This window comes from Salmonella enterica subsp. diarizonae (assembly GCF_008692785.1).
GTDB lineage: Bacteria > Pseudomonadota > Gammaproteobacteria > Enterobacterales > Enterobacteriaceae > Salmonella > Salmonella diarizonae.
The window spans coordinates 1-13,798 of sequence record NZ_VXJV01000020.1; the positions used below are offsets into that span (position 1 = coordinate 1).

Below are 13,798 nucleotides of genomic sequence, written 5' to 3' on the forward strand. Positions count from 1 at the left end.
GCACGCGCACCGGGGTCTGCTGTGTGCCGCAGAGTTGTTCCAGCAACACGCTCTGCAGGGTTTTACGCGGCAGACACCCATTGGTGCCGGTAAGGCTCAGCGCCAGAGGGTCATCCGGCTGCAGGCGCTCCCGTTCAAACGCTTCGCCACCGAGGATTAACCACGTTTCCGTACGCCCGGAGGGGCCACGCTGCACGCGGGTATGAAAGTAGCGGGCCGGTCGCTCATGCCGGTACATCCCGCCCTGCTGTTCAAAGAGACGAAACGATGTGTAACGCAGCGCATCCTCTTCAAACGAGGCCGCCACGGATTCAACCGCAAAGATTTCGGTATGCGGGTCATCATCGCGCAGCGGCTGCAGGCGATAGTCGGTCTGTTCTGCATTAATCGCCAGCGGACGCGCATCGAGGCGAAACAGGTTCACCACCGGCACGCAGTGCAGGCGCAGGTTCTCTTCGCTGACCGTGAAATCGTGCGGCCAGTGCTGCGTGAAACGTAACTCCAGCTCAAACCAGGGCAGCGTTTCAGGCCAGGCAACCTGCTCCAGCCCTTCCAGCGAGACGAACATAAACTTCTCGCGGAAGGTAAAGTATTCCAGCAGATGCTGATAGCTGCTGTACCCGCTCTTTTCCACCTCCCACAGATGCGCATCATCATCAAAGGCGCTGGCGCGAAAGCGCAGCGGTAAGGGCTGGCGGTCCATATTGCCCGGCAAACGAAGGTAAACCTGGGCCACCCGGCGGGTCAGAAACAGATGCAGCAGTGAGGCCAGCGGCGCATCGCCGTTCAGGTATACCGGCAGCGCGGAGAGGTCGAGCCGCCGCCAGTCCGCCGTGTTACCGCAGGAAAAACGCAAACGCAGGGCGCTGGCACCCTCCGGCTCCGCAAAGACACTCGCCGTCTCAAGGGCGAGCGGCTGCAGGGTCAGCGGTCGCGTGGTGCGGTAACGACAGCGAATCCGGTTGTCGCCCACCGGCGCGGAAATCACTTCGGTGTGCTGATGCACCGTGTCGCTGTGCTTGAGTCCGTCCGGCTCAGGGGCAATTTCCACCACGCACATCGACGGCAGCGGGCGCAGATAGTGCGGCCACAGCAGGCTGATAACACCTTCGGTCAGTTCGGGGTAGTCATCATCGAGTTTCTGCCGAACACGCCCCATCAGGAAGGCAAAGCCCTGGAACAGGCGGGTCACAGACTCATCCATCGCACCGTTCATCGTCAGTCCCATCTGCCGGGCCTCTTCCGGATGCAGCTCAGCAAACTCCCGCGCCGCATCACGCAGGTAGCGCATTTCGGTGTCGAAGTAGCGGAGGGTCAGGTCGTCCATTAACTGTCTCCGTCTGGTATCTTTGCTTTTTCAGTACAGAACTTGATGATCATCCCGACGATACAGACCAGGAGAACGAAGGGACAAAAAGAGAGCAGACAATCAAGAATCCCGCCCCAAAAACCTCTGTAAAACGTACGGGTATCAGTAAAAAAGAGGACGCCGCTAAGTACCAGGAAAATAGCACCGGCAGCACGGGGACACATCAGGGCCGATGCCAGCATCATCAGGATAACAGGCAGCATCAGTAGCGCCTGCACGCCAGTTACGACCATATCTTTAAAGCTGGTGAAATGGTGAGAAAAGTGCATTGAGAAACCCTGCAGGATAAGTACTTAATAAGTCACAGATAGCGCATTCGTTGCCGAAGCCGCTCAGCGTTAAATCGTTCATTACAGTCCGTCTCCGCCACCGTTATCTGACGGCACATCAGGGACGCTATCCGTATCAAGGAACACCTGCTGCGGCAGTCTGAACCCTTTCAGCTTCAGCAGCGCCAGCGGGCCTTCACCTGCATCTGTACGCATCATAATGTTCAGCGGACTGCCGTCTTTCACCTTCCAGCTCAGAATAAAGGTGCTGTTGTCGGTGGCCTGAACCTGCGCCCTGTCCAGCAGGCGGATAAAGCCCCAGCTTCCGGGGTAGTCGGCGTAAATACGCTCTCCGGCGCTGACGCTGGTCCAGGTTAACGTGGTATGCGGTTTCCACTGGCTGTCCGGCCAGACGAACGGCTGCCAGTTCTCCACCTGGTTGTGGTAGTCCAGCTTTTGCTGGTCGAGATAGAGGTCGGTCTGCATCACGTCACGGGCCGGTTTGCCCATCAGCGCAAAATGTACGCTGGCGTCACCGCCGGTAAACGCCACATCCGCCAGTTCGCTGAGCTGGTTCAGGGCATTCAGGAAGTCCGGGTTAAAGTGCAGCCCCTGTGCGGCAATCGCATCCGGCACCCAGTGACGACCTTCCCTGCGCAGCACGCCGCCCAGGCTGGTTTTCACAAACTGCGTGATGCGCCCGGTGTCGTTACGCAGGTATTGCGACAACAGCGGCAGCGATGCTTCGCTCTGTTTATCCGGCGAAAACGGCCAGCGGTCATTGAAGTCCTGCTGCCAGTCGTTGACGATGGCCTGCTGCCACTGATTATTAATGCTCTCTGCAGTGGGCGACAGCACCTGCTGCCAGGCCTGCTCCATCGGTTGCACGAACACCGCCTGACCAAAGCCACTCCATTCCTGACCGAGACTGGCAGCCACCAGACTACCGTAGTCACGGGTATCGGTGATATCCACCGATTTCCCCTGGAACACCGTCTGCGCCAGCGCCTGCATCATCGCCTGCGGGTCGGCGGCACCGGTGACCTGCTGGAGCTTAAGACGCACGCGGGTAACGCGGGTGAGGAAGGTCTGCAGACTCAGGCTGTTATCACCACTGCCCTTCGTGTCCATCAGCCCCAGCACAGGACCAAAGGCTGCATCGAGAGGACCGTGCGCTCCGGCTTTCTGGTCGATGGCTTTCGCGTCATCGGTACTGAGCAGATTTTTCGCTGATTTCACCAGCGAGTCGGTCAGAGCTTCCTGCTGTTGTCCGGCACGCCCCTGGGTGTTGAGCGTGTTCATCAGCGCCACCAGCGGCGACTGGCGAACATCCGCCATCAGGGTGAGCTGGTCAATGGCATCGGAGAGCGTGGCGGCTTTCTGCCAGCGGATGCTGTTGAGGAAATCCAGCCAGGCGCTGGCATAATCAGTGAAGTAGCGTTCCGTCAGCCGGGCTTTCAGCGCTTCCGGAGAAATATCCTGCATCACCGGGTGCCGGTTATCGCTCAGCACCCAGTCAATCTCGTCCCGGCGTTCGCTGACCACTTTATCAATCGCCGGTTGAACCGCATCATCCCACGCCTGGCGGGTGAACATCCCCGGCACCACGTCATCGGTGGTGAACAATCGCGAGGCATCCGTGTCGCCGGTCATATCGGTGAGACGCATATCGGCGTAGTTACGGGAGACCTGCACCAGCATTTTCTGGTAGAGCGCCGATTCAGCATTACGCTGACCAATCAGGCGCAACAGGGCGCTGCGGGTGGTGGCGACCAGTTGCGGGTCTGAGGCAATTTTCCAGGCCGGGTGTGACGGCAGATTCTGCGCCAGAAAGGCCAGTTGTCGGGGCCCCTCGTACTGCCAGACACCGGGTGCCACGCCATCACGGCGTGGCCAGAGGGCCATCACCGTTGAGGTGAAGAAATTCGCGTCCATCTTCTCCGGACGGTTTAACATCAGCCAGGCTTTCAGCCAGTTATACGCATCCCGGCTCAGTTTTGCCCGCGGGTCGCTGTCAGCAGGTAGCGCATTCCAGGCGGTCAGCGCGTCACGCAACCTGGCGGCGGAGGCATCACGCAACAGCGGCAACGCGCTGCGGGCATACTCCGGCCACAGGCGGGCCAGCAGGTCATCATTCTGGCTCTGGCCAAAGCGGCTGTACCACGGCACGCCGTGCTGACTCCGGTACTGCAGGCGCGCCATCTCCCGCTGCAACTCACCCAGTGCAGCCAGTCGTTTATCCGCGTTCTGGTGTTCATCACGGGCTGTTACTGCCAGTTGCTGTGCGTCGGTAATCTCCTGACGGTTGGTGTTCCAGGAAAAGAGTACGCCCGCGCAGGTCAGACCGAGGGCCACCAGCACCGCCTGATACAGCGTGCGCTCCCACGCCATTCCGGCACGCTGGATTCTGAGCGAGGGCAAATCGTTCAGAATGGCGTTCCAGCTGTTATCCGGCAGCCAGCGCTGTCTGTCGGTTCCGTCCTTCGGGTAAACCGCCGGGCTGAACATCACCCCGCGCAGCGGCACGGCATAAGGGCCGGTGAGCAGCGAAACCGCCAGCGCATGAAAGCGCTCCGCCATCCCGTTACGCAACTGCCAGCCCAGACGCAACAGGAAATCATGCGTATGGCTGCCCAGCCCCTGCTGAACGCCAGGCTCTATCAACGTGTCCGGTAGCGATTTCAGGGTCTCCACCAGCTCCGGCGGCGTGGTGTGCGGGGCCAGCAGGCAACCCACCGGCTGAGTCTCGCGGCCCTCCTGCGACCACGCGCTCTTCTGCACTTCCCACAGATACAGCGGCACACGCCAGCCCAGTTTTTTATAGCGTTCGTTAAGCTGGCGAACAATCAGGTCGCCCTGCATCGCCTGACGCAGTTCGCCGTCATAGACCAGCACTATCGCGCTGACCGCACAGCGTTTAAGTTTACGCAGCACCGCGATACGGGCGCTGTCAGCCCCCGGGAGCAGACTACCGCCCCATACGGCGACAACGTTGTTGGCTTCCAGCCATCCGGCTTCCGTCAGGCCCGGTACAGCAAGGTCTGTCTGGTTCGGTGAACCGCAAATCACCACAAACCGCATCTTTCTGCGCCAGGTCAGCCCGTAGTGATGCTTAAGGTAGTCACACATCTCCGTGATATACGCCGGTGTGGAGACTTTTTCCCGCGCTGTTTTAGCCTGCCTGTCATCGTCTGATTTGGGCTCCCGCTGCTGATACAACCGGTAGCCAGCCATTACGGCCGTCAACAACGCCTGAACACCCAGCCAGACCAGGCCCATCTGTGCAGGAGAGAGTCCGTAATGTTTACCCAGCAGCCATACCACTCCGGCTGACAGCACTCCCGACACCAGCGTAAACAGGGTTGCCCCCGATGGTCGCCAGACCTGTCCCTTAAGCGACATTATCACCTCCACTGCTGACACTCATCAAAAACGCCTCGCTTCCCTTAGCCAGTGCCAGCACCTGCGTTTCACGGGTATGCTCTGCCATCTGTATTGCCTGCGTGACCGCAAACCATGTTTCACCGTCTTTCATCTCGCCCAGCCAGTGAGGCAGATACTGCTGAACCGGTGATGCGGGTGGAATGACCGTCGCTTCCCCCTGCTCGGCTACAGCCTTATGCTGCTGGCTCAGGGCGACCATCAGACGACTGATATGTGGCTGAGTGACCGCATCAGACCACACGCCTTTCATCGTATTGCTGACACACTGATATTGCAGAAACTGCCGGAGATCACCGTCAGGTAAGGTATTATCGGTGGGGAACACACGGTGCAGCGTGGCACAGGGCCGCAGCCCGGTACGGATATCCGGATGAGATAACAACCAGGCCACCGCCCCCTGAGTGCCTTCACTGCCAGGCGTCCAGTTATGACGGATAATGAGCCAGCCCGTACGCACCGCATCTTTCTGTTGCCAGAGTGTCATCTGGCGGCTGAAAGGCTCAGGCTTCATTTCCGAAAGCTGGATCGCCGACAGTGGCAGTGACAGCGCCGCCCACACCGACCGGAAACACTGCCAGTCGTCCTCAGACGCGCTTTCCGGCAGGCAGACCGTCAGCGACTGATTGCGGATGAAAATCTGTAACGCCACGCGCAGCGGAGCCAGCAATTCGGTAAACAAATACGTGGACCCCGGACATTCAGGCAGACGTAGCGGAGCCAACGTACTTACCGGCTCACCACTGTCCTGCGGTGTCCGCACCTGTTCAGGGAAAAGAGTACTGACGCCTGACACCACCATGCCTTCTTGAGCCCACCTCTGCCACTGCGCTTCCAGCATGGCGTTGTACTGCGTGGTGCCATCAGCGTGCTCCAGGAGTACGCCGTAACGGTACATCCACCAGCCCGCAATCCCGGCAAACAGCAGTATCAGCACCACCACACCGGCAAAGGCGTAAACCAGCGCCCGCGAGTCATGCAGCCAGAAATAAATACCGCATCCGGTCATCACTACGGCTGAACAACTTAACATCAGCGACCGCCACCAGCCTGACCACGACGGCGCGGCAGGCCAGTGAACCGCATCCGGCGCGGGGATTTTCCATGCCATCAGATTCAGCTCCCCAGAATACCGCCGGTGGCGCTGGCGATCACCGTGCAGCCGCACTGGCACTGCGCACCATCAAAAGCAGCCTGTTCACTGTCTGACTGCCATTCCGGCGACGTACCCACAATACGGTTAACGCCATGCCCTTCAATCGGGCAGGACACCAGGTCGTTGAGTAATACAGCTTTAATACCGTCAATAATCATGGTGGAAGAGGCGGAGATCACTTCCCCGCCGCTGCTGAGTTTGTCGTGCAGACGAATAATGCCCTTGCTCATAGAAAATTCCTATCAATAGTAAAAAAAACCATCCAGGTATGAAGTACGAGAGGGCATTTCACGGCCATCTGAAGTCAATAAATCAGGGGGCAGCACTTTAATTTGCTCTTTGGTGATTTTTTCCAAATCAACCCGCTTTGGCTCATTAAAACCAAGTACAGTAAAAATGGCCTCGGCCAGAAGCGTCGTCGGTTTAGGCCTTTTTCGTTGCTTGCGTACACCACGGAAACAGGCATATGCCGTGATGGAATAGGAAATTACGACGAGCTTCAAAAAATCCTCAAGAGAAAGTGACTTAGAGGCAAAAAAACAAAAAGGAGCAAAACAGTAAAAAAGCCGCCAATCAAAAAAATTCCTGATCGATACTCATAAAAAACATCGATTTCTCGCCCATGGCGACAATATGGCGTCATAGTGATAGTTCTAAGTTCGGGGAGAGCTATTGCGTATACGACATAGTGTTCTTCTCTACCCATCACAGCCATTTCCACGAAATCACCAACCTTTACATTGGTTTTCCCCAGCCAGCCACTGAATGAAACGCCATTGATCTTCCCACGTACAAAATCACTTGCATCACTCATTCGAACCTGACTTTGGCCTGTTACCGCTGCTCCTGCAGTATTGCCTGTCATCGCCACTAACAATCCCCCTACCTGGTTGCGAGATTCCTGATGAGCAAAGGCTTCTGGGTCATATTCACGATCAGTAAAATAACCGATGACTTTCTGCACGCTAAACTCTTCCAACATTCCACTGACTTTGAACAAAGGCTGGCGAGGTGGTAGCTCTGGCGGTGGTGGTTCTGTTGCCAGGATTGCGTCCAACTGAGTTATCTCAGCAGACGCTTGCTCGTTCTCCCGTTCAAGCTTTAGAGGATCACATTCGTCAGGATGCTCAACCGCCCATTTGTTGTTAACTTCAATGATTGTTTCGCAATGGCTTTTCTTTCGCCTGATTTCATCAAACGCAATAAACTCTCCCGAAAATTTCCTGTCCTTTGTCATAACACAGCCCCCAGTGCTTTTTGATATTCTTCCTGCTGGTTGTCATACTCCTTGTCACGAGGATTTTTGGGGCCCAGTTGCCAGGTGCTCTTCAGTTTGTCATTTCCCTTAGCCAGTGCCAGCACCTGCGTTTCACGGGTATGTTCTGCCATCTGTATTGCCTGCGTGACCGCAAACCATGTTTCACCGTCTTTCATCTCGCCCAGCCAGTGAGGCAGATACTGCTGAACCGGTGATGCGGGTGGAATGACCGTCGCTTCCCCCTGCTCGGCTACAGCCTTATGCTGCTGGCTCAGGGCGACCATCAGACGACTGATATGTGGCTGAGTGACCGCATCAGACCACACGCCTTTCATCGTATTGCTGACACACTGATATTGCAGAAACTGCCGGAGATCACCGTCAGGTAAGGTATTATCGGTGGGGAACACACGGTGCAGCGTGGCACAGGGCCGCAGCCCGGTACGGATATCCGGATGAGATAACAACCAGGCCACCGCCCCCTGAGTGCCTTCACTGCCAGGCGTCCAGTTATGACGGATAATGAGCCAGCCCGTACGCACCGCATCTTTCTGTTGCCAGAGTGTCATCTGGCGGCTGAAAGGCTCAGGCTTCATTTCCGAAAGCTGGATCGCCGACACTGGCAGTGACAGCGCCGCCCACACCGACCGGAAACATTGCCAGTCGTCCTCAGACGCGCTTTCCGGCAGGCAGACCGTCAGCGACTGATTGCGGATGAAAATCTGTAACGCCACGCGCAGCGGAGCCAGCAATTCGGTAAACAAATACGTGGACCCCGGACATTCAGGCAGACGTAGCGGAGCCAACGTACTTACCGGCTCACCACTGTCCTGCGGTGTCCGCACCTGTTCAGGGAAAAGAGTACTGACGCCTGACACCACCATGCCTTCTTGAGCCCACCTCTGCCACTGCGCTTCCAGCATGGCGTTGTACTGCGTGGTGCCATCAGCGTGCTCCAGGAGTACGCCGTAACGGTACATCCACCAGCCCGCAATCCCGGCAAACAGCAGTATCAGCACCACCACACCGGCAAAGGCGTAAACCAGCGCCCGCGAGTCATGCAGCCAGAAATAAATACCGCATCCGGCCATCACCACGGCTGAACAACTTAACATCAGCGCCCGCCACCAGCCTGACCACGACGGCGCGGCAGGCCAGTGAACCGCATCCGGCGCGGGGATTTTCCATGCCATCAGATTCAGCTCCCCAGAATACCGCCGGTGGCGCTGGCGATCACCGTGCAGCCACACTGGCACAGCGCACCATCAAAGGCGGCCTGTTCACTGTCTGACTGCCATTCCGGCGACGTACCCACAATACGGTTAACGCCATGCCCTTCAATCGGGCAGGACACCAGATCGTTGAGTAATGCGGCTTTGATACCGTCGATAATCATGGTGGAAGAGGCGGAGATCACTTCCCCGCCGCTGCTGAGTTTGTCATGCAGGCGAACAATGCCCTTGCTCATCAGAAATCCTTTTCAGTAGTAATAGAAGTAGTCTCGCCAGGCATTACGATCCGGCATTGGCCTGGAACCTTTTAGCGGAGGTTCGCTTTTTAACCTTTTTTTTGTTTTTTCCGGCAAATTAACCCATTGAGGATCAGAAAACCCCAGTGCGGAAAAAATAGATTCAGACAACAAAATAACGGGACCGGGGTTCTTTCTGATACTGCGCATGGCGAAAAAATAGGCCATCGCTAACATGAAAGCGAAAACACCAGCACAAAAGGCTATACCTTCCCAGTCAACGCCACGAATACGAAGATATGTTAAAATAACCAGAAAAATGCTTCCTATCCCCATGACCGCATATTTGCCGAAACTGATTTCAGCTTCCCTTCCAGCCCCACAACGAGGTGTCATAGAAATAGTCTGAATTTCAGGAATCATTAATGCGTAAGTTACATAGTGATCCCCTTGCCCCATCACAGCCATTTCAACGAAGTCACCGGGTTGAGCATTTGTTTTTCCCAGCCATCCATGAAAAGGAATACCGTTGATCTTTCCTCGAACAAAATCACAGGCATCATCCTTCCGAATCTTGCTTTGTCCCGTGACGGCAGAACCTGCAGCATTTCCCGTTACCGCAAGTAAAAGACTTCCCACCTGCTCACTTGCCACCTGTCTGGCAAATCCTTCAGGGTCATATTCGCGCTCGGTGAAATAGCCGATCACTTTCTGTACGTTGAACTCTTCCAACACACCACTGACTTTAAACAGAAGCTGGCGAGGTGGTAGCTCTGGCGGTGGCGGCTCAGTTGCCAGGATTGCCTCCAGTTGAGGAATTTTATCCTGTTGAGCTTTTATTACTTGCTCGAAACTGGCTCGAAGAGTCGGATCTTCATTAATAGCATCCTGTCTTATACGTATTTCAATTTTTGCATTAGACAGTTCTCTTTTAATTTCATCAAACGCAATAAACTCTCCCGAAAATTTCCTGTCCTTTGTCATAACACAGCCCCCAGTGCTTTTTGATATTCTTCCTGCTGGTTGTCATACTCCTTGTCACGAGGATTTTTGGGGCCCAGTTGCCAGGTACTCTTCAGTTTGTCATCAGGCTCCAGCCCGAATACGCCCTCCCGACACCATTTCTGTAAATCGTTGCCAAAGTAATAAGTGATGAGTTGTTCTATTAGGAACATTCCAATCATGACTTCCCAACTGGCAAAAAAACTAACTATTCGGGCAACAGTATTTTTTGCCAGAAATGTTCCCATTGCCTCAAGAAACGCGCCCTTCAGTGACAAATTCTCCAGTACTTCTAACAAACCACCAAATGACTTAAGTGCCAAACCAGTATCCACAGCCACTTTTCCACCATTCAGTCCAACAAAAATCCACCGACAATGATCAGACGAAAATTCCGACACCAATGCCTCAGTATCCAGAGCCAGATTAATCACCGCAGCCGACATCCCAGCACTTGTCCCCACAAACTTCACGCTTGTGGTTCCGGCCCCATTCTGAATACCGTGTTTAACCGCCGGTTCAATAATCTCTGTGGTTGTGCTAAGAGTCCCAAGGAACGCGGACGCGATCTGCGCATGGCTTTTTGAATCCCCTTTGCTCTCCTGCAGCTGATTTTTGAATTCCAGCCCGTTGAAGAACAGCGCCAGCAATTTGATTCGGGCCCCTTTCAGGGCGCTTTCGCCTTCAGCAATTTTACTGAATTCATCGAAACGCGTTTTATATCTGTTCAGTGTTGCCCGCCGTTCAGTCGCTCCCGAATACTTCATATCCTCCAGGAGCTGACTTCTGAACGTATCACCGTCCTGTAACTGCCCGAGTGACAGTTGCACCGCATTATCAAATGACACACCGGATACCACCTGGAACAGTGTTTTCGTCAGCAACCCGTTTAACCCGTCCAGAAACTTACCGGCGCGGCTGATGTTAAAGAAGCGATCGCCAAATGTGCTCAGGCGACGGTCACAGTACAGCATCATCCGCGAGAACGATGAAGACGGCGTGGCGGGTCGCTCCAGTGCTTCATTGGCACCGGCATATGCTTCATTCAGCTTGCCTGCCAGCGGGGCCACCGCCGCCAGGAAGGATGCTTCGTCCGCTTTCTCTGTTTTGCCGTGGCTCTTTGCCAGGCTTTCCAGATAGGCGGTCATATCGGCTATCACATCGGGGTTATTGAGCAGCAGCGAGCGCCAGACCAGGTTACTTTCGGATTTCGCGGAATACTGGTTTATCAGACTGTCCAGCCACTGTGCGCCGGTATCGGTCAGGTTCAGCGAGGCCAGCGCATAATCCACAATTTCTCGATAGCTCAGGTTGTCCTCCACACTCGTGGAGTAAAAATCCTGGCTACAGGTAATAAACGGCGCAGACTTAAGCCAGTCGATACGCAAACCGTGCAGGGCTTCCATCCGGGTGGCTATCACCTTACAAAACTGTTCATAACAGGCGTTGAAGGCATTTATCTTGTCGTGATTCAGCTCCGCATCGTACTTCGCCCAACTGGTCGCCAGCGCCTCATCACCCGCCTGTTCTGATGACAACTGCGCCCGTTGCAACAGATCATTCAGTGCCGACTGACGCTGCGTGTCAGCGCCCGGCACCATCGCGATGACACCACCAGAAACCTTATCCATGCCGTAATTTGCAGTACTGCTGAAGGCATCCAGTGTGTGCTTTTCTGCCAGCGCTTTTTCCATCTGCTGGATTTGGTTGCGGGCACCAGCCAGTGACTGCACACTCATAAACTCAATCGACAGCTCGTCCAGCCAGCCCGCATGCAGGGCGGCCATATCATCACTGAATCCCGCCAGCTCATGAGCAATACCCGCCGCATCATCCAGCGCCACCACCAGTTGGGTAATGGGTTTGTCGTAGCGGTTAACCCCGGCCCCCTGTTTCTGCATCGCGTCTATTGTCCGCTGCGCCTGCTCACAGCGGCGGCGGCTCCACGACGTCAGGGTGCCCTGAGCCCGCACTTCGCCTTCATCAAAATAAAACCACGGTGATGCGCTGTCCGTGCGGCTGATACGCCGTACCGGCGGGTTATACGGCAGCGTCAGTACGGGGCAGGCAGGGCCCGGCGTCATGTAGTCAGCTATTTCATTGAGCACCTCAACGCTTGCCTGGGCGACACGCTGTTCGTTAGCAGGCGTGGTCCACTGCCAGTATTCCACGCACTGCATCCGTTTCTTACGGGCGTTCGCATCAGAGCCGTAGCGCTCCAGCGTACCGGTCCGCCATTTGGCCGATGTGAATGCAATCCAGCAGTTGCCCTTCAGGGCAGCAGGACTGAGGATGAGCATCTCCAGATTGGTTGGGTTGTGGTACGGCATGGTGCAGTCAGATTTTTTCTGCGACCGTGCATACGCAGCGGAGGGCTGTTTCCACAGGCTGCCGTCTTCCGCTACCGACCAGCCTTCCCACTGACGGTTACTTTCGTAATACACATACACAAAGCCCTGACGCAGGGCGCGCAGCAGGTAGTCATAGCCGTCGCCGGTGGGGAACGGCGTGTCCGGCTTCGCCCAGGCCGGAACGCTGGCCGACAGCCCGGCAGGCACCACGGCATAACGTACCGGCAATATCGCCGGGCCGGATATCTGGCAGTGTGAGCAGGGTTTCGGCCCCAGGGGAGAGGTTGTCATACAGGGCTCCTTGCGTCAGATGCGGACGCGTTCGTCTCTTCGGTGTTCAGGTCGTGGCAGAGCTGCTGCCAGTCCCGGTCAGACAGTGCGCCAGTGCAGATGGCGTAATCCGTGTCCGGCTCCCGCTCGCGTGGTGAAAGCAAAATCTTCATCCGGGGATGCATATCCAGTTCAGGATGTAACCGCAGGCAGTCGAGCGCCAGCGCCTGCTGGTCGGTATCGTTGTCAAAACCGTGCAGCTGCTGCGCGCGTTTCAGCGCCCTGCGAATAATCGTGACTGCAGTGGCTTCATCGTGACGGGGCTTGTTGATATGTGCCTGCCGATAGTGTTCCAGGACACGGACGATTTTACCGGTCTGACTGATGTGAATTTCATCCTCCGGGTTCACCATCAGGGAGAACGTCATATACGGGTATGGCGACGGAGAATGGTCGTGGCTGACGAGCCTGCCATCACCGTCCGGGTAATGCCAGCCGGAAAGCACGCCCAGCCAGCGTTCATGCTGCACATCATCCAGTTGCGGCCACAGGATGCCGTGTATCGCCGGGTCGTAATACCGCAGCAGTATCTGTTGTCCAGAAATCAGCCGCTGAATGGCCGTGTAACCGAGTTGTTTTGCCATGACAGCGGTTTCGTAAGGGCTGGTCAGCCAGCCGCAAACTGCCCGACCGCCACCATTGCACAGGCGGTCAGGATGTTGCTCTTCCAGGGCATGACGGATGCTGCTCTCCAGCAGGGCGTGATGGGTAGCCTGCGTCAGGTCGAGTGGTATCAGCCAGGGATGGCGGTCCATGCTCAGGTTGCGGTGCGGCAGCGTGACCGGCACCGGGCGCTGGTCCATCAGTGCGCAAATAAACGGGTGCATCATATCTTCCGGCAATGCCTCCCGGTCGATAAGCAGGTATACATATTCCTGACGCTCAGTGATGGCGGCCTGCACCTGAGTCAGCAAAACGTCCGCCTGTTGCGTGACGGCCTGCGGACTGAAATCGTACATGATAGTCACAGGGTCGTCCTCACAGTGGCTCAGCCGCATCTTTAGGCGCCTTCATTGTTGAACAGCCCTCCGGCAGGCTGATACTGCCCTGCATCGATGCCGCCCCCAGCTTCTCCAGCGTTCCGGCCTTCACCGTGACGTTACCGGAGCCGCCCAGGGTGATACTCCCGCCTTTCATCTGTATCCATGCGCCAC

At 56.2% G+C, this 13,798-nt stretch carries 12 protein-coding genes; all 12 read right to left on the bottom strand.

What is annotated here, in order from left to right; all coding sequences use genetic code 11:
- Positions 1 to 1,327 (bottom strand): type VI secretion system baseplate subunit TssF (tssF, locus tag F4V72_RS23745; protein ID WP_150342514.1); only part of this gene is annotated, 1,327 nt, incomplete at its 3' end.
- On the bottom strand, positions 1,327 to 1,638 hold the full coding sequence (locus F4V72_RS23750; protein WP_053509562.1) for a hypothetical protein: 312 nt from the start codon (positions 1,636 to 1,638) through the stop codon (positions 1,327 to 1,329). The genes tssF and F4V72_RS23750, both read right to left, overlap by 1 nt.
- An 81-nt stretch (positions 1,639 to 1,719) precedes the next feature.
- Positions 1,720 to 5,040 (bottom strand): ImcF-related family protein, encoded by a 3,321-nt coding sequence (locus F4V72_RS23755; RefSeq protein ID WP_211361529.1) that lies wholly within the window; start codon positions 5,038 to 5,040, stop codon positions 1,720 to 1,722.
- Positions 5,030 to 6,190 carry a hypothetical protein gene (locus F4V72_RS23760; protein WP_121767753.1) on the bottom strand — a complete coding sequence of 387 codons (1,161 nt, stop codon included), beginning with the start codon at positions 6,188 to 6,190 and terminating at the stop codon, positions 5,030 to 5,032. Before F4V72_RS23760 ends, F4V72_RS23755 begins: the two co-directional genes overlap by 11 nt.
- A 5-nt stretch (positions 6,191 to 6,195) precedes the next feature.
- Complete coding sequence (locus F4V72_RS23765) at positions 6,196 to 6,465, bottom strand: PAAR domain-containing protein (protein ID WP_121767754.1); 270 nt, start codon at positions 6,463 to 6,465, stop codon at positions 6,196 to 6,198.
- A gap of 12 nt (positions 6,466 to 6,477) precedes the next feature.
- The gene (locus F4V72_RS23770; RefSeq protein WP_136058345.1) at positions 6,478 to 6,738 is read right to left on the bottom strand and encodes a hypothetical protein; all 261 of its coding nucleotides are present in this window, start codon (positions 6,736 to 6,738) and stop codon (positions 6,478 to 6,480) included.
- Complete coding sequence (locus F4V72_RS23775) at positions 6,735 to 7,472, bottom strand: putative type VI secretion system effector (RefSeq protein ID WP_136058346.1); 738 nt, start codon at positions 7,470 to 7,472, stop codon at positions 6,735 to 6,737. The genes F4V72_RS23770 and F4V72_RS23775 overlap by 4 nt, the downstream gene beginning before the upstream one ends.
- Positions 7,469 to 8,686: a hypothetical protein gene (locus F4V72_RS23780; protein WP_136058347.1), complete on the bottom strand. Its 1,218-nt coding sequence runs from the start codon at positions 8,684 to 8,686 to the stop codon at positions 7,469 to 7,471. Before F4V72_RS23780 ends, F4V72_RS23775 begins: the two co-directional genes overlap by 4 nt.
- Positions 8,687 to 8,691: 5 nt before the next feature.
- A complete protein-coding gene (locus F4V72_RS23785) occupies positions 8,692 to 8,961 on the bottom strand; it encodes a PAAR domain-containing protein (protein ID WP_136058348.1) in 270 nt (89 codons plus the stop codon).
- A gap of 12 nt (positions 8,962 to 8,973) precedes the next feature.
- Positions 8,974 to 9,945, bottom strand: coding sequence for a putative type VI secretion system effector (locus F4V72_RS23790; RefSeq protein WP_079796792.1), 972 nt, complete (start codon positions 9,943 to 9,945; stop codon positions 8,974 to 8,976).
- The gene (locus F4V72_RS23795; protein WP_136058349.1) at positions 9,942 to 12,605 is read right to left on the bottom strand and encodes a T6SS effector BTH_I2691 family protein; all 2,664 of its coding nucleotides are present in this window, start codon (positions 12,603 to 12,605) and stop codon (positions 9,942 to 9,944) included. The genes F4V72_RS23790 and F4V72_RS23795 overlap by 4 nt, the downstream gene beginning before the upstream one ends.
- The gene (locus tag F4V72_RS23800; protein ID WP_227005437.1) at positions 12,602 to 13,603 is read right to left on the bottom strand and encodes a DUF4123 domain-containing protein; all 1,002 of its coding nucleotides are present in this window, start codon (positions 13,601 to 13,603) and stop codon (positions 12,602 to 12,604) included. The genes F4V72_RS23795 and F4V72_RS23800 overlap by 4 nt, the downstream gene beginning before the upstream one ends.
- Positions 13,604 to 13,798 lie beyond the last annotated feature (195 nt).